Annotated in this window: 24 protein-coding genes; 12 read left to right on the top strand and 12 right to left on the bottom strand. The window is 44.0% G+C overall.

Annotated features, from left to right (window positions below):
* Window positions 1–114 precede the first annotated feature (114 nt).
* The 3 genes from ACLIIY_RS28710 (at window position 115) to ACLIIY_RS28700 (ending at window position 1,472) form a co-directional block, all read left to right on the top strand.
* Window positions 115–405, top strand: a complete 291-nt coding sequence (locus ACLIIY_RS28710) for a hypothetical protein (protein ID WP_023624622.1) — start codon at window positions 115–117, stop codon at window positions 403–405.
* Window positions 398–904 carry a hypothetical protein gene (locus ACLIIY_RS28705; RefSeq protein ID WP_024700492.1) on the top strand — a complete coding sequence of 169 codons (507 nt, stop codon included), beginning with the start codon at window positions 398–400 and terminating at the stop codon, window positions 902–904. Before ACLIIY_RS28710 ends, ACLIIY_RS28705 begins: the two co-directional genes overlap by 8 nt.
* Before the next feature lie 70 nt (window positions 905–974).
* Window positions 975–1,472 carry a hypothetical protein gene (locus ACLIIY_RS28700; RefSeq protein WP_024700493.1) on the top strand — a complete coding sequence of 166 codons (498 nt, stop codon included), beginning with the start codon at window positions 975–977 and terminating at the stop codon, window positions 1,470–1,472.
* A gap of 47 nt (window positions 1,473–1,519) precedes the next feature.
* Here the strand turns inward: ACLIIY_RS28700 and ACLIIY_RS28695 are convergent, their stop codons facing one another.
* Complete coding sequence (locus ACLIIY_RS28695; protein WP_206989803.1) at window positions 1,520–2,404, bottom strand: hypothetical protein; 885 nt, start codon at window positions 2,402–2,404, stop codon at window positions 1,520–1,522.
* Window positions 2,405–2,853: 449 nt separating this feature from the next.
* On the opposite strand from ACLIIY_RS28695, the gene ACLIIY_RS28690 reads away from it, so the two are divergent.
* From ACLIIY_RS28690 to ACLIIY_RS28655, 8 genes are all read left to right on the top strand, one after another.
* The gene (locus ACLIIY_RS28690) at window positions 2,854–3,261 is read left to right on the top strand and encodes an H-NS family histone-like protein (RefSeq protein ID WP_086597998.1); all 408 of its coding nucleotides are present in this window, start codon (window positions 2,854–2,856) and stop codon (window positions 3,259–3,261) included.
* A gap of 992 nt (window positions 3,262–4,253) precedes the next feature.
* A complete protein-coding gene (locus tag ACLIIY_RS28685; RefSeq protein ID WP_086585371.1) occupies window positions 4,254–6,215 on the top strand; it encodes a type IV secretory system conjugative DNA transfer family protein in 1,962 nt (653 codons plus the stop codon).
* Window positions 6,216–6,245: 30 nt separating this feature from the next.
* Window positions 6,246–6,785 (top strand): hypothetical protein, encoded by a 540-nt coding sequence (locus tag ACLIIY_RS28680; RefSeq protein ID WP_031500107.1) that lies wholly within the window; start codon window positions 6,246–6,248, stop codon window positions 6,783–6,785.
* Window positions 6,782–7,522: a MobC family replication-relaxation protein gene (gene mobC, locus ACLIIY_RS28675; RefSeq protein ID WP_031500108.1), complete on the top strand. Its 741-nt coding sequence runs from the start codon at window positions 6,782–6,784 to the stop codon at window positions 7,520–7,522. The genes ACLIIY_RS28680 and mobC overlap by 4 nt, the downstream gene beginning before the upstream one ends.
* Window positions 7,523–7,587: 65 nt before the next feature.
* A complete protein-coding gene (locus ACLIIY_RS28670) occupies window positions 7,588–9,801 on the top strand; it encodes a DNA topoisomerase (RefSeq protein ID WP_031500110.1) in 2,214 nt (737 codons plus the stop codon).
* A 41-nt stretch (window positions 9,802–9,842) separates the two neighbouring features.
* Complete coding sequence (locus tag ACLIIY_RS28665; protein WP_224723966.1) at window positions 9,843–10,025, top strand: hypothetical protein; 183 nt, start codon at window positions 9,843–9,845, stop codon at window positions 10,023–10,025.
* An 870-nt stretch (window positions 10,026–10,895) separates the two neighbouring features.
* Entirely contained in the window at window positions 10,896–11,195 is a 300-nt protein-coding gene (locus tag ACLIIY_RS28660) for a hypothetical protein (protein ID WP_029559533.1), read from the top strand.
* A gap of 32 nt (window positions 11,196–11,227) precedes the next feature.
* Complete coding sequence (locus ACLIIY_RS28655; protein ID WP_023623308.1) at window positions 11,228–11,428, top strand: hypothetical protein; 201 nt, start codon at window positions 11,228–11,230, stop codon at window positions 11,426–11,428.
* A gap of 51 nt (window positions 11,429–11,479) precedes the next feature.
* Here ACLIIY_RS28655 and ACLIIY_RS28650 read toward each other — a convergent pair whose 3' ends face one another.
* From ACLIIY_RS28650 to ACLIIY_RS28600, 11 genes are all read right to left on the bottom strand, one after another.
* Window positions 11,480–11,743: a hypothetical protein gene (locus ACLIIY_RS28650; protein WP_031500117.1), complete on the bottom strand. Its 264-nt coding sequence runs from the start codon at window positions 11,741–11,743 to the stop codon at window positions 11,480–11,482.
* A gap of 111 nt (window positions 11,744–11,854) precedes the next feature.
* A complete protein-coding gene (locus ACLIIY_RS28645; RefSeq protein WP_031500119.1) occupies window positions 11,855–12,259 on the bottom strand; it encodes a hypothetical protein in 405 nt (134 codons plus the stop codon).
* 105 nt (window positions 12,260–12,364) lie between these two features.
* Window positions 12,365–12,778, bottom strand: a complete 414-nt coding sequence (locus ACLIIY_RS28640) for an antirestriction protein (RefSeq protein WP_017449216.1) — start codon at window positions 12,776–12,778, stop codon at window positions 12,365–12,367.
* Window positions 12,779–12,938: 160 nt separating this feature from the next.
* On the bottom strand, window positions 12,939–13,163 hold the full coding sequence (locus tag ACLIIY_RS28635) for a hypothetical protein (RefSeq protein ID WP_031501818.1): 225 nt from the start codon (window positions 13,161–13,163) through the stop codon (window positions 12,939–12,941).
* A gap of 253 nt (window positions 13,164–13,416) precedes the next feature.
* Window positions 13,417–13,809 carry a hypothetical protein gene (locus tag ACLIIY_RS28630; protein WP_031501819.1) on the bottom strand — a complete coding sequence of 131 codons (393 nt, stop codon included), beginning with the start codon at window positions 13,807–13,809 and terminating at the stop codon, window positions 13,417–13,419.
* A gap of 101 nt (window positions 13,810–13,910) precedes the next feature.
* A complete protein-coding gene (locus ACLIIY_RS28625) occupies window positions 13,911–14,168 on the bottom strand; it encodes a hypothetical protein (protein WP_017449219.1) in 258 nt (85 codons plus the stop codon).
* Window positions 14,169–14,681: 513 nt separating this feature from the next.
* Window positions 14,682–15,026 (bottom strand): hypothetical protein, encoded by a 345-nt coding sequence (locus ACLIIY_RS28620; protein ID WP_031501822.1) that lies wholly within the window; start codon window positions 15,024–15,026, stop codon window positions 14,682–14,684.
* 213 nt (window positions 15,027–15,239) lie between these two features.
* Window positions 15,240–15,971 carry an Abi family protein gene (locus tag ACLIIY_RS28615; RefSeq protein ID WP_031501823.1) on the bottom strand — a complete coding sequence of 244 codons (732 nt, stop codon included), beginning with the start codon at window positions 15,969–15,971 and terminating at the stop codon, window positions 15,240–15,242.
* Window positions 15,972–16,171: 200 nt separating this feature from the next.
* Window positions 16,172–16,801: a site-specific integrase gene (locus ACLIIY_RS28610; RefSeq protein WP_031501824.1), complete on the bottom strand. Its 630-nt coding sequence runs from the start codon at window positions 16,799–16,801 to the stop codon at window positions 16,172–16,174.
* Window positions 16,801–17,088, bottom strand: coding sequence for a hypothetical protein (locus tag ACLIIY_RS28605; RefSeq protein WP_434529542.1), 288 nt, complete (start codon window positions 17,086–17,088; stop codon window positions 16,801–16,803). The genes ACLIIY_RS28610 and ACLIIY_RS28605 overlap by 1 nt, the downstream gene beginning before the upstream one ends.
* Window positions 17,081–18,001 carry an IS5-like element ISVa2 family transposase gene (locus ACLIIY_RS28600; RefSeq protein WP_010446562.1) on the bottom strand — a complete coding sequence of 307 codons (921 nt, stop codon included), beginning with the start codon at window positions 17,999–18,001 and terminating at the stop codon, window positions 17,081–17,083. The genes ACLIIY_RS28605 and ACLIIY_RS28600 overlap by 8 nt, the downstream gene beginning before the upstream one ends.
* A gap of 275 nt (window positions 18,002–18,276) precedes the next feature.
* Between ACLIIY_RS28600 and ACLIIY_RS28595 the strand changes: the two genes are divergently transcribed.
* Window positions 18,277–19,419, top strand: coding sequence for a GIY-YIG nuclease family protein (locus ACLIIY_RS28595; protein WP_031501828.1), 1,143 nt, complete (start codon window positions 18,277–18,279; stop codon window positions 19,417–19,419).
* Window positions 19,420–19,854: the final 435 nt, after the last annotated feature.

The following is a 19,854-nucleotide window of genomic DNA, read 5'->3' as shown; positions in this document are numbered from 1 at the left end:
TAAATAAAACCTTTGGCTTCTTCTCAATCAACACCTTCGAGTAAATGCTCATCCAACCAACGCTTTGATTGTGTTTTTTTAACGACGTTCACACACTTAAATGAGATCAAAATAATGACAAATAAAAACCCCGATTATCCTCACCTTATCGAAACATTAGCCAAACAGGCACACCAAGGTTGCGGTTTAAGCTATGAACTTTTCAGTCGCCGCTTTCAATCTTCCATTGATAACCTCATCGAGCGTCTTCCAGAGGAAGAAAAGGGCTCTGTGATTGCTATTGCTGTTAAGCACGGTTACGAACGTGAGCAACCCGATGAAAATTGCAGGAACGACGACGAACGTTGCTGCTCCCATGGTATTGATATTGACTGCTGCCCAGCGGGGTGCGCGGATTATGACTGAGATGGTAAACCTGCCCGTTCAATTAACGGATGAAGAAGAGCAAGAACTTCAAGCATTCGAAAAACAGCAATATCAAATGACTCTAATCAGCGCTCTAGGACCATCGGGATTTACTGAAACCAACGATGAACTTCATGCCTTTGCAGGCAAAGTGGTAGCAAAAGCAAAAGAAACGTTTCAGCAGAAACCGATACTGTGCCGCTTATGGGGCTTTCGTCATGATGGATATGAAATATTGTCTTGCGATTTGTTCAGTGACGACAATTCACTACGTATGCCGCTCACCATCCCCGCCTGTCATGAACAAAATTTAGAGGATTTAGACGAACCGGTCGTGTACGACATGGTGGAAGCATTGCACTTAGCCAGTCTCATCATTCACGGTTTAGACGCTCATATCAAAACGGGATGTCACAACAATGAAGTTAATGAGCTGCTTCTCGCTCGCCCACTAAAAGGAAACGAAACCAACGGCAAGATCAACTTGTGGAAATCATGATAAAAAGGAAAACCGATGACGTTTTTACCGAACCGTTCTCACCATCTTTTAGAAGCCAAAGGAAATACTTATGAATCGCGATACAGAAAATTTTCAACAAACAGAATCGGAAGAAAAGGAACTCAAATCATTAGAGGAAGTAGGATTTGATTCTAAGCGCGCGACAAAAATCGATAGCCCTATGAACCTAGAACGCCCACACCTGTTTAGTATTGGGCATTCAGATACAGCGATTAAAGACCATTACAATGAAGCAATAATGAATGACTTATATCCACACTTTAAAGATGTTAACAAAATAATAATGAACAACTATAGAGCAGGAAGTGCTGTCACGGAACTACTTCTTCATTACAAAGATGGGCACGTATTCACCCTCACAATATGGGAAGGTGGGTTGGATGTAGCGCCAGTGTCATCCTGTGACATACGGTTATTCCATAAAGAAATATCATTACCTGATATAACGGACACGCTCTTATTTGTGACTTCGCTAGCACGCTATATTGGTTTACAACCATCATTCCCGATTGACGATTCATCAAGCGTGTTAGAGTTTAACTCATAGTAGATAGCAAGCTGACGCAAATGAGTAATTTCCAGCTCTACAACAGTCTATTTTTTATTGTTCACTCGTTCAGTTCGAGTTGGATTGAGCAAAAATAATTGGAAATATCTGACATTATCCATGCTTAAAATCTCATCAACATAGTGTCCAAACTTCCCCTTATTCATTACATCTTTATTTACGTATATTGAGATTGGTTTGTTGTCACATTTATCAAAGAACTGAAACAAAAAGCCACGCCCATAGCGCTTGACCAAACGACCACCACCATAAATAACACCGTGATATTCGTTAGGAATGCCTTTATTAATATGGGTTATATACCTATGCTGATACACTTCTCCCAAATTAACAATGTTCAGCGTTAATGCCATTTGTTCATCAAAAGAAAGCTTCTTTTTAGTTTCTTGCCATGAGTCAATAAGACGCTGTAGCTGATTAGTTCTCGTATAACGATTCCATCGTCGGTTCGCTGAACTCCCGACATTGCGTGATGAATCATTAGACAGGTTTACGCTTGTAGATTGTTTGGTATCTGAGCTTTCTTTTGAATCACTGGATTCAATCAATGGATCAAAGCTATTGATATAGTCCGACAGCTTTAGCCTAGCTTTACCTCCCTGATGATCATTTCCTGATTTAAGAACACTTTCGTTTTGACCAACATCATCAGTAAATTGAACCCATTCACATGCTGGGTTATGAGGATGTGGCGAACGGTAATGCGCTTCCCTGAACTTCACGCCATCTTCGGCCTTGACGTGGTAATTAACACCGCTAATCAGCACACCACAACTCTGATCGGAACAAGAAAAAGAAAATCGTTTTCTCTTTTCCTGGTCGATAGCAAAATACTCAGCTCTAGCTTCACTAATGGACAGACTACGTCCAAGTTCTTTGCAATATGCAAAAAGTACTTTTGGAGCTTTCATTAATTACACTCGATAAGGGATAAAAAAACATCATAAGCAAATCACCGCATCACGTAAATTTGAAAATAAACGGTATAGGAACATAAATATGAATGATATTTTAAAATCACTATGCCACTACACTAAGCAGCCCACGTCGGGCAAAACCATGTTTAAAAACGCAAGTCTGGCCGTTCAACACTCACCCTACACTTATCCAACTATCCATCATGAGGACTGGAAACCTTCAGGATCAATTTCCAGCCGATTGTGGAGATGTGGATAAGCGTATGAACCGTTAGGTTCAATTCATTGGTCTCTCTGACCGTTCAACATACACCCTGCACTTATCCAACTATCCATCATGAGGAAAACTGGAGACCTTTAGGATTTATCTCCAGCCGATTGTGGATAGATGGGTAAGTGCGTGAGCCGTTAGGCTCAAACATCAACCAAAGGCAACACAAATTATGCAAGACATCATCAAGAAACTCAGCAACCCAAGACAAGCGAAAACGGTGCTCAAACACGCCAGTGTTGAGCAGCTTGAGCGCGTCTTAAATGTCATTGCCGAGTTCAAAGAAGAGAAAGAATTGGAAGCCAAAATGCAAGCCGAGCGAGAGCAGCAAGAGCGCCTAGAGCTCGAAGCGCTGCGCGAGCAAATCATCAATAAGGGGCTTAACTTTGACAAGTTGTGTGACCTAATGAAGCCGAAAAAGAAACCTCGTAAGGCAAGCAAAAGCGACACCAACACGCCATCAAACACCTACGTTTATGGTGACAACAAGACGTGGAATGGCGTGGGCGAGGTGCCCGCGGAATTACAAAGTTTGCTCGATGAAGGCTTCGACCTTTCGGACTTTATCGCGCAGCCATAACTTCATTTTTTCACCTTAACACCGCCTCCTCCAAGCTCTCAATGCGCGCTTCACGCGCACCACTCATTGTGCCATTTCAATCCCCTAGGATTGTTAAATAGCGCAATGACGAACACGCAACATGACCATCCTTAAGGATGGGACGTGTTGTCCTTTCGGGAACGTCTCGTGTCAATTTTCCTTTCAAATTTCAATCCCAAAGGATTGTTAAAGAGAAAGGAAAATTCGATGCACGAGGAGTGAGCGCTTAAAAAAGTCCGCAAGCAAAAACGCGAAATGCGTCACCGCCAAAGTGTGGATTCCGGCGTTCCACGCCCCACTTTGGCAAGACAAATTGAGCGAAACAGCGCGGGCTTTTTTTCAATCTTAGCAAACGAAAAGCTCTGCTTTGAGTGCGCCTAGATTGCTAGCCCTAATTTCATTCAATCGCCCGAGCGCCCCCTCTGCGGGGCTTGATTGATAATGAAAAATTAGGGTCGTAGCGTTCAGCGGAGAACCTGAGACAAGGGAGTCCCCGACCGCAGGCTCAGGCGGGGGAGCCGAAACAAAACGCTCAGCGTCCAGCGATTAAAGCGAGACCTCCCCAGAGGTCGATTTTGTTTTGGGGGCTTGCCCCCGAAAACCGTTGAGTAGGCGAGACCAAGCTCGTCTGGTTAGTTGAATAACGCGAATTTGAGCACAGGAGCTTGCCGACTGCCAAATGAGTGTTAATTCACCTTCCAGAGGGGCTTGGTCTCGCGTAGCGAGGCGGTTTTCGGCCTTTAAATTAAAAGAGAATGCTGACCGACGTTCAGGAGGGAGGATTCTCTTTTAATTCATTGAAAAAGCACCGCTTTTTTAATATTCCCCTTTTAAGGGGAACCCCATTCCTTGGAGCGTTCAGCGTAAAGGATTGGGGCATTCATCGGTGTTTGTTATCGGTGTCACCCTAACACCGATAACAAACACCGATGACGGACACCGATGAAATTCAATTAAGGAGCATCAAGATCATGTCAGAGATGATCAACTATCAACTGTTTGAGGCGATGATGACCGCGCTCTCACAGCTCTACTTATTGACGTTTTACCACGCGGGGATTCTCAGTTTTGTAGCCGGTTTGATCACGCCAACGATCTATTTTGATAAACCGGAAAAAAACGAAAAAGGCTCGGTTCTTCGACGCCTTTTTATCTTTATCGCAGTGCTGCTATTTTGCTTTGGCACGCTCTCCAACTTCACCGTTCCAGCAATGATTAATGCGCTGCAACAACACTACTTCGTTGCGCTTTCCGATCTGGTTTATCCCGTTTGGGCGTATCTGTACCTCCCTCTTTTTTTACTCGGGATTGGCATTCATGTTGCGCTGCGACGCGCAATATCGCCCCGCTTAAACAAACTCAAACAAAAGATGACCAAGAAGACGACCATGGCACGAGATGAACGCACTGACGTGCGAACAGTAAAAGCCTTTCTACCTGAAACCGTTCAATACGATCCTGAAAAATACATTGATCTCAATAAGGGCGTTTTCGTTGGTTTGGATCGCGAACATCAACCGCAATACATTCCACTCGACGACATCCAAAAGCAGCACGCCGACATCATCGGCACCACGGGTGCCGGTAAAGGTGTTGCGTCAGGATTGATCCTTTATCAGCTCATTCTTGCTAATGAAGGCGTATTTGTCATGGATCCAAAAAATGACGAATGGGCACCTCATCTGATGAAGTACGCGTGTGAAAAAGCGGGTAAGCCGTTCTACCTAATTGACCTCAATAAGAAAGCCCCACAACTTGATTTGTTGGCTGACGCCACACCGGAACAAATTGAAGAACTGCTCGTGGCCGGATTCAGTTTGGCAGAAAAAGGCGACGTAGCTGACTTCTACCGAATCGACGATAGAAAAGCCGCAAGGGAAGCGCCATTGCAAGCCAGTCACATTGAACGACGATCATTTAAAAACCTGTTAAATACCGTCTATGTTCGTGGCATTGCGGAAACCATTAAAGCGTTTTACGGCAAACTCGAAGAGCTCTCATTGGTGGAATCGATTAACGCCATTGGGGGGATGCGATTGCAAGATGTGTACGACCAGGGAGGGTGTTGTTACGTCATTGGTTCAATGCGTAACTCAAAAATATTGATCACACAGAAGATGATCCTTATCCGCTTATTTCAACTGGCAGAAACACGCGACCGTGTGGCTGGCAAACCACGTCCAATTGCCATCTTCCTGGATGAATTGAAATACCACATTTCCAAACCAGCAATGGAAGGCTTAGGCGCCGCGCGCGACAAAGGCGTGCATATGTTTCTCGCGCATCAGTCGATTGCCGACTTAAAAGACTGTCCGGCCGACCTTAACGGCGATGCTGTGGTTGGAGCCGTGGTGGAGAACACCAAATTCAAATTGGTGTACCGACTACAAGATCCCGACACCGCTAAGTGGGTATCGGAAATGTCGGGGACTATTTTGGTGGATGACGAGACCCGTTACGTTGAAGCCAACAAATCGTTATCCGAAGTGGTGGAAGATAAACGCAACATTCGAATGGCAGAAAGACAGTATGTCGATACCAACATGTTGTTAAATCTGCCCGCGTTTGTCAGCTACATCTTTACGACAAATGATGTACCTAAGCCGTCACTCATTGCTCCTATTAAAGTTCAAAAACAACACCTCGTCACGTTTGATGAAACGCAACAAACCCTTCCTGATGAACCCGAAGAACTGACACAAGAAAGTGAAGAGCCAATGGGTGAACTTCTCGTTCATGAAGATGAGCACAGCGACCCCGAAGGATCACCAACACCACAAGGAGCGGACATGAACAACGACTTTAATGAACTCGATCTCGATACGTTTACACCCGCAGGCGATGAACCGAAAACAACACCACAACGGAGCACCGAAGAAGAAACCGCTGAACTGGAAGCTCTCTCACAACAAATTGATGGACTCAACGAGTGATACTCAAAATCAAACTGGAGATATGATCCAATGGAATTACAAAGTAAACGACTTTGCGCCCTGTGGGACCATAACAAGTACACCCTCAGAAACACCCCAGTGAAAAAGCCCATTGACGGGCTTTTTATTTTCAATAGCCTATTTTCCGTGGAGGCGTTCGCCTCCAGACCGGAGCAAAACCTCACCACAAAGTTATCCAAGCTCACCGCAGAAAAACTGTTGAAAAAAGTACGCGCGCTACGTAACGACATCAACCAACAACATCGTCAACTGATGACAGGGATGGACGACATTACGCTTAATGCGCCACGAGAGATAACCGCGCAAGTGGTGGAGGTGGAACAGCGTTACTTTACACCAGGCAGCATCATGTTAATGAAAGTATTCATGGCCAGCGACAACTACTTCACCACCCTCAACAAAGCCAAACTCAACGGCGAGTTGACCGAGAAGGAGATGCAAACGCATCGAACAACAGTCATAAAGCAAATCACTCAATGCCTTTTTGAACTCAATAAAACGTGTCTCTCTTTTCATAAAGTGCGCAAGCAAGCGGAGGCCACTACATGAGCCAACTGATCACCTCGAAAGCCGAACGTTATCAACGCAACTACGAAAAGATGGCAACCGTGATCCAGTTTCTAAAACAGGAAGTCTATTCCGACATAACCAACTTAATGCTGCTCTTGCGCTACAAAAAGCGGCAACCTCTGGATCGATTATTATCAAAGTTAATTCAGCTCGAATATATCCACAAACATGAATTTGAGTTCCAGACAGGCAAGATTTCGATTTGGGGGATCACTGACTTAGGGCTGACGCAAAACATTCAGGACATCAACGAAGATTTCCGAGCGTTCGATCCCTACCGCGTGAAATTCGGTACTCTAGAGCACAAGCTCATGAACCAGAAAGCGCAAATCTATTTGCAGCGTAATGGCTGGACGAACTGGCGTAACGCCGACCAATATTCGTTTCGAAAGCAATACGACGTCGAGCACCGACCGGACGCCATCATCACGGCACCCAACGGGTTTACCATCGCGATTGAAACCGAGCGTACCCTCAAAACCGTATCTCGTTATCGCGCCATTCTTAAGAGTCACGTCTTAGCGCAAAAGAAAAACTACTGGAGCGCGGTGTTCTATGTGGTACCCAATGACGACATTCGCCAGCTCTTAATCAAACGCTTTGATCGCGTCGAATACATCCCGTTTGACGAATCCAAACATCCTTTCGAGCACTACCGTTCGAAACTCGTGCGCGTGTTCACGCTCGACGAACTGAAAACCCTCACCATTCAATAATTCATGACTTATGACGACACATCGATGCTCGGCATCGAGACGTCGTCACATCTGGAGAAATCATTATGCGCGTATTTATTGCAGAAAAACCCTCATTAGCCGCGGCGATCTTTAAAGGCTTAGGCGGCAATCCCGACACAGAGAAAAAAGACGGCTATTACCAACATGGCCAAGACGTCGTGACCTGGTGCTTAGGTCATTTACTGGCGCTGTGCGATCCCGAAGATTACAACATCGAACATAAGAAATGGGCCCTGTCTTATCTGCCGCTCACGACGGTGTACCCACCGCGCATGAAGCCGCGTAAAGGGGCGGAGAAACAACTTAAAGTGGTACTGAACTGGATAGGTAAAGCCGACAGCATCGTCCACGCGGGCGATCCCGATCCCGAAGGTTGTCTTTTGGTGGACGAAGTACTGACTTACGCACAAAACACCAAGCCCGTGCAACGTGTCTTGATTGCCGATTTGAACGATAAACCGGTGAAAGCAGCGCTGGCCAACTTGCAGCCAAATGAACACTTCCAACCACTCACCCAAAAGGCGCTCGCCCGCGCCGTTGCCGATCAAAGCTTTGGCTATAACCTCACCCGAGCCTACACGCTCAAAGCCCGAGAGAAAGGCTTTGATGAAGTGCTCAACATTGGACGAGTGCTCACCGCCATGATTGGCATGATCAACGAGCGAACCTTAGCGAACCTCAATCACCAAAAGAGTTTTTATTACGAGCTGTTTGGTCATTTCGAATTGGGTGGCCATATCATCAAAGGCAAACTCATGCCTGGTGAAGAGTTTGAACTCGATGACAAAGGGCGCATGATTTCTTCTCTGGAGGTCGCGGCGACCAAAGAGGCCGATACCGGCGCCAAGGCCAACATCAGCGACATTGAGCAAAAGACAGAAACTCGCCAACCGCCCATGCCATTTAACTTATCGAAGCTGCAAATTGAAGCCTCGAAACGATGGGGATACAAACCCAAAGAAGTGCTCGATGCGCTGCAAGGTTTGTATGAGAAACACAAATTGCTCACCTACCCACGCAGTGACAACCAATACTTGTCCGATGCGCACCTGGAGAACCGTGACAGCATCTTATCGGCGATCAAAGGGACACTGTCACATTTAAGCGAGGCAATAGACCAAGCGGCGCCGACGTCGAACCATAAAGCGTTCAATGCCAGCAAAATTGAAGCGCACCATGCTATCGTGCCAACCGAGAAAAGCGGCGCGGGCATCGAGCTAAACGAACGTGAACGCAACTTGTATGAGTTGGTGGCCAAACGCTTTATTGCGCTGTTCTACCCTGGATCCGTACGTGACAAAGTCGCGCTCGATGTCACTTGCACCGGTCGCTGCTACCGCGCCACCCAAACCACCCTGAATAAGCAAGGCTGGGAAGTGCTGTTTAAAGGTGAACATCAAGACGAACCCAACCAAAACGCTCTGGATTTGGCCAGTTTAACCAAGGGCACTGAAGGGACATGTACTCAAGTAGACATGGAGCAGCGCGAAACCAAACCGCCAAAATATTTTGATGATGCCAGCTTGCTTAAAGCCATGACACAGGCCGCTAAGTTCATTAAAGATCCCGAACTGCGTAAAACGCTGGAAGCGAAGGACAAAGACACCGCGGGCGAAAACGGATCGATTGGCACCGAAGCCACGCGAAGCGGTCACATCGAGAAGGTAGGCAAGCTGACGCACCTAGTGAGTTTAGGTAAGGAGAAAGGCTATAAGAATCCGGTGTACAAAACCACCGAGGCGGGACAAGAGTTCTGCGCCCTCCTCCCTGATGAGATTGTACGGCCAGACATTTCCGCGATTTGGGAAGGCAGCCTCGATAAAATTTCGAAGAAACAACTCAATATCGAATCCTTCTTGCATGACGTGAATCAGTACATCCATAGCCAGGTAGAGCACGTTAAAACGCAGGGTGTGCCGTTCGTCAAACGCAATGGGATCACTTGCCCAACATGCCAGCAAGGCACCCTCATTAAGCGTCCAGGCAAGCATGGGCCCTTTCACGCCTGTAACCGCTACCCCGATTGTAAGACAACGTTCCCTGATGATAATGGTCAACCAAACTTAACCCCTAAACCTCGTCAAAAGGTAGAACCGAGTTCAAACGAGTTCTGTAAACAATGTGGCAACCCATTAGTTCGTCGCCCTGGGAAAAAAGAAGGATCATTTTGGTGGGGATGCAGCGGCTTTCCGAAGTGTAAGGTGCGCTTTTTCGACCAAGATGGAAAGCCCGACCGAGACCATGGTGAACTGTCATGATAGTTTCTCGCCCCTGGCGTTCACATGAGCAGGATTTACTTTTGGGTCATGAACATGATGACCTAAGCATCCGGGATTTAAAGGGCAAAGAATGCGTTTGTTACGCTCCGCCCCATCAGGACTGGACGCATGATGTACTGGAGTGTGTGGATTACTTCTCTGTTAGCCCAGATGGTTGGGAAGCTTACTTAGATGAGCAATGGATTGGTTCATCCGAAGTATAAACCCTTCCAAAGCAATAAAAAGAATGGGCGTCATCGTTTGATGACGCCCATTCTTGCTCAACGTATTCTGATTTTTGGTGGCCAAATTGAGCGTTTGACGTTGCTAGTTTAAAACTAAGCGCTTTTACCTTAATACGTGGTGATGCAAGTAATCTGTTACTTACCTCGCAAATCATATAACACTGGCAAAACGTTAGCATTACTACTGTTCATACATACTGTATATGAAGACACAAAACCTAACCAACTGATTTAATGACAAAAATTCCATCTAGATATTAAAAAAACAATAAAATTACAATTATTTCCCAAAAAATATATTTTTTTGACGTGGTTTGATTTATCGTAGTGACAGATTTCTTGTGAAACTTAAACTTTTTGTTTCACAAGAAAAGTTAAAAGGCCAACAGGTGGCAGCCTGCTGACCTTTTTCTGATTACAAAAATAAAGTAATCACATGCATTACGGCTAAGAATAGCTCCGTAAATGCAAGAACCATTTCGAGATTCATGGTTCACCTCCTATATTTTTATGGGTAATAGGAACCCCAGTAAACCCCAATGGTTTACTGGGGTTTTTTGTTGTGAATATTTTCACAACGCCATGAGACTAACACATCTCTAAGTGGTTTGTAGAAAATTATTAGAGGCTTGTTTCGACTGAAGTTTATTAAACTTAACCAATGAGTACTAAAGACAATCAAACTTCATCAAACTTCATCAAACTTTGTGTTTATCTCTTTACATTTATGAGTACAACATCACACCTCTTTTGTTGACCAACTCTGAACATAAAGTAGGCAGCTTAACCTTAATTCGAACAACAGAGCTTTTTAAGATGAATGACATTCACTCACCCAACGGCAATATCATGCAAACTAACAATGCTCCTTGGATTTGTCTTGAAGACGGTGAAGACGACTATGTAATTGAACGCTTTGAACTCAGAGTGCGTGGTCGTAAACCGCTAATACTCAACAACCCAACCTATTCAAAATTGATGTTCGTTACGCAGCAATATTTACACCTATCAAAAACCGCAACAGAACAACTCATTCGTACCACCATTTTGAACAGCCCCGACCCATTAACCGCCGATGAGCACATGCGCTTGGTCAGAGTCTTAGAAAAATCCCTAAACTTAAAACACAAAGAAAATGAACAACTATAGTTAATCATTATATCGATAAAATAGGGGATGCCATGCTTTATGATGAGCTAATCGATACGCATAACGATGCGATTTTGAATTATTCACTGACCCAAGTACAGCAAGACGAAGAAGCTGCGATTTGGCTAACGATTTTGGCTTTTGAAAAGTTATGGCTGCAAATGGAAGCCAACAATCTTCCAGCAGATATTCCGACCTGGCTTCGCCATGAAGTCGATGACCTACTCAGATAAAGAAAACCCGATAATGTAAAAACATTACCGGGCTATTTAGTGAATAAAAAATTAGTGTTCGAGTAACCAATCTTCAGCGCGCTCATGGGTGATATCATTATTTGTTTCAACGATAGTCACGCCATAAAAACCGCCGACATGTGGATTCAAAGCCAATCCCATCACTCTCTTTGCTTCATAAAAACAAGGTAGTACAGCAAAGTACACCTTCCCCCACGAACCTTCAAGAATGACTTTGCAAGCGCCTTGATACCCTTTTGAAACATGAACCTCTGCTTCAAGCTGACCTTCATACCCGTCCAATAATGAATACATGACCTTCCCCTTTCAAATTAGACATACTGTTGTGGCTAATTCCGCTGGCGCTTGCCAGTTGAACTGGCAAGCCCGGCTAAGGGCGGTAAAACAATGGATGTTCTCTATCCGTTATTCAACATCAGAGTAGCTTTTTACACCTTTCTTGATCCCTTTCCAAATTTCTGGCCATACCGGAATGGTACGACCGCAATCAAAACAGCTCATCACGACTTGACCATCACGGCCAATCAAGACATGACTGTTCGTTGGAGTATGACAACAAGAACACGCATGAAATCCTGCAAAGCAGAATCCCGTCTTATCGAGTAGAGCGAAATTCAAGACCAAGGCTTCTTCATGAAGCGCTGTTTTGGTTTCAATCCACTCATTATTCACCCCGCACCACATGTATAGTCGACCATCACCATCAAGTGACAGATAACACTTGCGTGTCAAATGATAATGAGTAGTGACCTCAGACGGCGCATTCTCTCGGATTTGTAGAATATTGATGATCGCGTCAAGCTTTGACATTAGACCTCTCCTAGAACAATAAATAAAACAGAAGAAGCCCCACAGGACTTCTCCTGTGGTTAGTGCAAAGCGTAAACGCTCTAGCTGGTTGGTGTTATGTCATGATTAATCAATGACACGAGCAATGTTATCCCACTCAGAATGTTCTCTGGCGTATTCCATGAGACGCACCTGGTGGTAACTGAAATTTTCCATTTCGGCAAAGTCGCCTTTTTCAAACGCAACGATCGCACAAAAACTCAATGCGATAAGCCAAATACACATCCCTGCCGCTTCTTGCGAAAACGAACCCGACGAGTAGTTGTGAGGGTTATCGAGTGTGACTTGCGTATTCATAACTGGATAAGCGAACTTACCCCCGTTATCTAACGTCACAAATTCCCAATAGGCCCCGTGGTACTCTTTCAGAAATTCCTTTGAAAAACGGTAGATCGAGTTTTCAAGGAAAACGAACTGTTGGGTAATGGATGGATAAAAATTCAGACGTTCCTGCTCAGGAACTATTGAAGCAGTAATCATGATGATCACCTTTGAATTGATGGATTGACAACAAGCGAGGCTATCAATCATAATCTTGGGCTCTGACACCACTCGATTATGAATGGTTGCCTTCGCCAAGATTTACAACGTCTTATGCGCTGTGCGGTCATTATATCGGAGTAAAAAAAAGCCCGTCAACTTAATGATGGGCTTTTTTATTGAGCAGACCAGAAAGAGAGCCACCGATATCAAAAGCGGTCCCTCCTTTTTCAAGATGCTCCTGGAAACGTCGCTGTGCATGAATTTTATTGATGAGAACCTGCTGACGTTCTTCTGGGTAACGACGAGGAAAACGGCTTGCCGTTTCATAGACCAATGCAAATCTGAAGTCTTCATTTTTGCTCATCCAATAGAGATCCGCCATATACTCATCGTAGGACGCATATACGGCGCTTTGGAACGCCGATTTAAATGCGTCGGTTCCTGTCCATCATCATACATAAACTCACCGGTCTTCGTGGCCATAATGCGTTTCGTCATACATCCTCCAGATAGCAAAAACCCGATAACATGTTGATGTTATCGGGCTATTTAATGCAATAAAAGAGTTTATGCTGCTTTTAATTGGCTTTCATCTTCTACGTATTCTTCTAAATGAGTAAACGCAAATGCCTGATTTACCGGAGCTCAGATAGATCGTACTTCAATGCGATTCTATCAACATATGTTTCTGGGTCTTCGTCTAAATCAACCGACTCAGAATCAAAGCCAATATCTTGCAAGCCAATACAATAGCGACGAAGCAGTAAAACTTCGACTTCTTTGCTATAAATTTTGACTTGCTGGTTTGCAAGTTGAATTTGTACAAAAGCTTCCAAGCGCATAGCTAAATTTTCAATAAAATTCAGCACACATTCATCCGGTTCATTTTCAACCACTTCCCATTTATGTTCTTGTATCCAAGCCAATTTATCACGGCGAGAATCCAATAATTTAAAAGGAAAGAAATCAGTCAAAAACTGACCTGATGCTTCTATCAAACACAACTTCGATAAAGATTGGTGACGCATAACGAACATCCTGAATTAAACAAGTGGATGTCTAGTTCGCCTAGCCTTTGCCAGACGAGCTGACAAAGACACGGTAGTACCGTTATCGTAAAAAATTTGAACTACATGAACAATGAAAGGATCTGCTCTTTAAAGAAAAGCGTCACAGATAAGGAAACGATTAACCATTGTAAGCGATCTAACTTACTTTCCAGCTTCTCAAAACGCTTATTTGTGTCCGACTTAAATTCTCGAACGGATTCTTTCAGATTATCGACTGATTCCTGAGTCGCATAATGGTGCTCAAACTGCTTCATATGAAGCAAAGCATCAACTAATTTTTCAGCAGGTATCTGTACGGTTTCCATCTCATTATCCAATGATAGTCTCCTTTTACTATTAAGGAGAAACGCCCATAGGGACGTTTCCCTATGGGGTTGAATTGATTAGTGAACCAATGAATCTGGTTGTCGCTACTGAGGTAGCCCACTACATACGATATGCAGCGTAAAACAGTATTACAAATGTTCACCCCTTAATCAATCATTCAAAGCTACCGCCTTATCCCTTATATAACCAAAGAAGCTGATGCTAAACGTAGCAAGGAAGAAAGGTGGAAATGAAAGAATGGAACTCAGAGACACACCAAGCACACATTCTCGCCCACCCAACCACATAACCTTATTTACAGACTAAAGTAATGCTACAGAAGGCCGAGGTTTACTATCCTTTAAAGTAATTCTTATGACCAATTCAATGTAATTAACGAATACTTTTAAGTCATCAATTGAATGTAACTTTTGTTGCCCATTAAGCTCGTTAGAAAAATATTCACACACACTATGGCAAGCATGAGTTACCGATTTTTTATAAAAAGAGAATGGATTTTCCCCTTAAGAGTTACTAGCTACAGAGCTAACAGCTTTTGCAATTGAGAACGGCCTAATTTCATCATTGCTAAAATGCACTTTATAACAAGCATGTGTAGCCCACACTCCGTTGTTTTGACGTTTCTCATAGGCGACACTGAATGCAGTGATCAATCGGCCATTTAGTTCGTAACCTGGGGAGTTGTCACAGTATCGCTCGTATACATCCTTAAGGGCATCGTATAGCTCTCCCTCTTGAATTAGACCACTTGCTAACCTTTCTTCCTTTTGTTCTGTAAAATAGCTTACTGCATCCCCTTGTTTTTCAAATAAACGCCCTGCAATAGTGACTGGTTTTGCTCTACCCATGATGTTACCCCTTATGTTCGTTGTCTTTGTTTGGCAAGCCATTCACAGCGTCTAAGTCACGCTGTTCACCCGCCTTTGCTATCCGTGATAACTGGCGTTCGGACTTGCCCCAACGTTTGGCTATGTCTTCAAATTTCCAACCTTTTGCATTAGCAATGCGTTGAAACTCTGTAATAGTTTTACCTGCTATATATGTCTAGTTGGATATTTGTATCACTTCACGCCTGGACTTAGTATCGACTCAAAACGCTCTAGACTTTTAATATCGCATTCTTGCGTGAACCGTTCTTCAAACCCTAACACAACAATCAGCTCTCGCTTTGATGTTGATAGTAAACCAATAGCATCCATGTGCTCGTTAAACATTTTTATTAGGTATTTAACTGCATCAGACCTGTTTTTGGTGTGTCGACCTTTCCATGCAGGTTCATGGTGAAATAGTCTGTTTCTAAATTTGTTAAGAGAACCCATTGTTTGGAATAGGGTGTTGAGTTTTACATTCTGTGCTTTTGCGTTAGGGAAACACTTATCTAGTTGAGTCTGCCAAAGGTTATGTTCTTTATCACGTGGATTGTTGTAGTCTCTATGAAGCATGTGTACCCAAAAGCCGAAAGGTAGGCGAGAAACTAAATCGTTACTAGTGTATCGAGCACCAACATCATCCAAACATTGCTGTTCTGCAAAATCGACCTGTCTCTTTGACTCTTGGCTTATAGGGATGCGCTTATACCATTCATCATCTTCAAAGCATTCTGTTGCTGATTTATGAATTGAATTTCTCAACGTCACTTCAAGTAGCTGAACTACTGAGAAAAACTGAGACATTATACTTTGCATCGCCATATAGACGGCGATTAACTCACTATCAGATTTACAGTCGAGCACCTGACGATAGGTTTCCAGTTTTTCTGTAGAAAGTCCTTGCTTGATCTCTTCCAAATCCAAAATATTTGCCCTCAATGAAATTATTATGTATATTTACTGCAACTGAGGCATAGCCTTTTGTTGTGATAGCCCTGTCCTCTTCCGCTGGAAACAGTATTGACAACAGGTAGCGAGTTTAAGAGCCACCCTTTCGAGGGTGGCTCACTTGTTTGTGGCGCACAATAACACCCCACACACCTGTCATATATGTCTATCCCATTTTAAAAAGCCATATCAGCAATTGCCAGCATACTCACGGTATCTGTTTCAATTAGTCTCAATGTGGTTTCTAGAGTCTTATTGCCAAGCATAAGGTGGATAGTCGGCGTATCCACGCCTTGCCGCTTTAAGCGCACCGCGAACGTGCGTCTACCGCTTAGAATACTAGGTTGCTCGATGCCAGAATCTGCTAACAGTCGTTTTATGTGGTTGTTTAGAGCATTGCAGTGGTAAGTTGTATTTCCTTTCTCTGTGTTTCTACGCTTAATTTTAAAATGGTTGCCATTGCTTCGTTTGAAGAACGGCGCATCAGCATCAAAGCCATTGTAAAGGTCGGGATGATCGCCATCCTTTTTACGCTTTTCGATGTAGTTTTTGATCAGGTTCTGTAGCTTAATGTTGGACAGGTAGAAGTCTCGCTTCACATCACCTTTAACTGCAAAGCATTTTGTTAACTGCCCGTTCTTCTTAAGGATATCTCGAACTTGGATGCGACATATTTCTAATGTCGTCATTCCACTCCCCAAAAAGAAGCCCATTAGACAAGCGTTAAGCTCTGGCTCTGGTGTTTGGGTAATGACTTTAAAAATCCAAGTTTTGTCTTCGTCTTCGATTAAAGTAGGTAATCCCATTAGCTACCCTTCTTAGGAATGACTGCATCTTTGAGGTTTTTTGTAGCTTCTGCTACTCCATGGATAACATCGTTTACCGGACTACATTTGACGGTTTTATCAAATAGTCTGATCGGATTCATCCCCATATTTTCAACAGATAGGTCAAGCAGACGTTTTTCCAAATCAGAATCTATTTCCTGAACTTGTTTTTTATACCCTTCAAAGGCCATAGCAGAAGCATACGGCTTTGTTGCGTAATTCAGACGAGAAACCAAACCTCCTAAAGTTGAGCGACTGTTATACAATATACTGAGTTTCAGGCATACCAAGCCCTGTAAGTTTGTTCAGTGCTTTGATCATGGCGTAAGTCTCGCCAACCTGAGCGTTGTAATTTCTTAGACTTAATTTCCCACCTAGCAACTGTTTTACTCGGTACATTGCGGTCTCTGACAGAGAGCGCTTATGATAGCCATACCGCTTTTTCCACTTCTTGTTGGAGCCGTAGAGCTTCTGGCAACCTACCGCTAAGTTACGAGGATGCCCTTGTTCCCAGAAGGCTGCTCCTTCTCTTGGCGGGATGAGCGGAACAGCTCGCTTGATCCGTATGGCATCATGGCAATTCCTTGTGTCATAAGCGCCATCGCCTGATATCTCAATGATTTTACGACGTGTTTGCTTGAGTAAGTTGGGGAGCACTTCGGCATCAGTTACGTTAGATAAGCTCAGCTCTGCTGCGACTATTTCGTGGGTGCTTGTATCTACCGCGATATGCAGCTTACGCCAGACTCTTCGCTTCCCATCAGTTCCATGCTTCTTGACCTTCCATTCACCTTCGCCATAAACCTTGAGGCCAGTGGCATCAATGGCCAGATGTTGTATTGCTCCTCTGGTTTTGGTTTTAAATGAAACTTCAACTTCCTTAGCTCGGCGGCTTATACAGGTGTAGTGCGGGCAAACAAGCGGGATGTTAGCCAGCTTAAATACGGAGTCTAGAAAACCTTGCAGCGCTCTCAAGGGCATAGAGAAAACGCGTTTCACCATCAGTGCGGTAGTAATGGCTAAGTCGCTGAATCGGCGAGGTCTACCACGCTTGCCTTGTTTGTTTTGCTTCCACTCAGCTATCGCTTCCTCATCAATCCAAAAGGTCAGAGAACCACGGTTGATTAAGGATTTATTGTACTGCTTCCAGTTAGTTGTTTTGTAACGAGGTTTAGGCATGAGGCTACGACGATTGATGGGCGTAGCCGCTCAGATCGTAGTTTCTTGATTTAGTTCCATCGAATTACGCAACAAAGCCAAGTGTATGTATAAATTTTAAATTTCCTGATATACACACATGGATAAGCGAAAAACTCTTTAAACACGATGACAGCGCTAGAATTCAAAGGGCTTTGAGGGAAAACGCGACCACTAGAAACAAGGTCAAAACTTGCACACTTATTTGAACCCATATAAACTACAATCAAACTAGGTTCAAAAAAGTATGGTGCTATATGTCTGTATATTTAAGCCTTGGCAAAGATACACAAGGCAACTTTCATCACATCGACTCGCAGAAATCAGGAAAAGGCCACTTGAACTGTCCTTTCTGTCACTGTCCGTTAATCGCTGTAAAAGGCAAAACTAAGGCGGCTCACTTTCGACATGATGGTGAGACGTGCAAAGAGTCTTTGAATGAGATCCCGCAAATCCCCGCATGGCATCACTTTCACCTCAACTATTCGCTAGAGATCATCAACGCTTTAAAGGACGGCTATCAAGCGGATAGCAAGTCGCCAAACGTGTTTCAACACTGGAAGTCTGGATTGCATCGCTTTACACGTACAGCCCAACAAGAGCTGTTTAGCCGTGACGACTGGACAGATAACCTCATCTTTACCGATACGGCGAGAACCATCCTTGGCAGTTTACCGTTACTAGGGTTTAGCCAGTGGATGCGTAACAGTTTACAAATGCGCGTTCACACATTGCGCGAAGCCATTGAACAAGGGACTCGACATCGAGCATGGCTCGAAATAGAAGCGCATCGTCAGCAAGCCATTCTCAAAGCGTCACTGTATCTGTTTGAGTACCAACTAGAGGATAACAGCGTTATTCACAAAGTTGGGAGAACATCGAGAGAGCCAGAACAACGCTTAAAAGAAACGGTACTCGATCTAGAAAAAGCCACAGGCAAAGCCGTGGTAAAAAGCACTATTTTGCGCAAAGTTGCAAATTCTGGTCACGTTGAAAAATATGTTTTTCACCGTTACAACAATCGGTTAGCTAACATTGGATCACACACGGAATACCTGGTACTTGATGACAAATCATTGAAGCGATTGAAAGCGGAATTTACCAAGCTGACGAACAACCTAGAACCCTTCAACAAAGCGGAACGATTTATTGTTACTGGACGATGGAAGTATGAAGAAAAACGCCTCGCAGCATCTAAGCGTGGCATCGAGATAACCCAACGCGAAAGCGGTAAGTTTGGTCGGCCTAAAGGAACTACGGTCAGCACTGACGACTTTCTGGTTAAACACTCAGATATAGTCACTAGCTTAGAACGTGGGCGCTCTATCAACCAAACCGCAGAATTTACAGGTAAAGGACGTTCAACCGTCAAGCGCGTAAAATCAGCCATGAATAAATGAGGGGAAAACGCCAAGCACTACACAATCACTTTCGAGCATAAGCCTTCGGCCTCGAAAACTCATGTGCATTGTTGGCTAACTGGCAACAGCATGAAATTCTAGTTCAGTCCACTTTCAGGTCATAAATTCGGGCTTGGCCACACGAACCGGTCATTATTTTGTGCTGCAATCTCCCTTCTGCAGCGGCTAATTCACAGAATAATCTAAAATCCAAAAATGATAGTTCAAGGCGACCACTAACGTAAATCTGTGGTCAAAGCTTCGCGTTCCGACTTGTCGGATTGTCCACAAATTTACGAAACCTTAAATTTTATCCGCAGATAAGATTACACCAACAAAATCTCAAAAATGGGAAATAAAATTCATTTATGGACGCACTAGAATAAAGATAAATGCCTTGTCCTACATGCTATTCTATTTTTGAGTAAAGATGGA

This window comes from Vibrio sp. K4 (assembly GCF_051122595.1).
Lineage (GTDB): Bacteria > Pseudomonadota > Gammaproteobacteria > Enterobacterales > Vibrionaceae > Vibrio > Vibrio owensii.
This window is presented reverse-complemented; position numbering and strand designations above follow the sequence as displayed.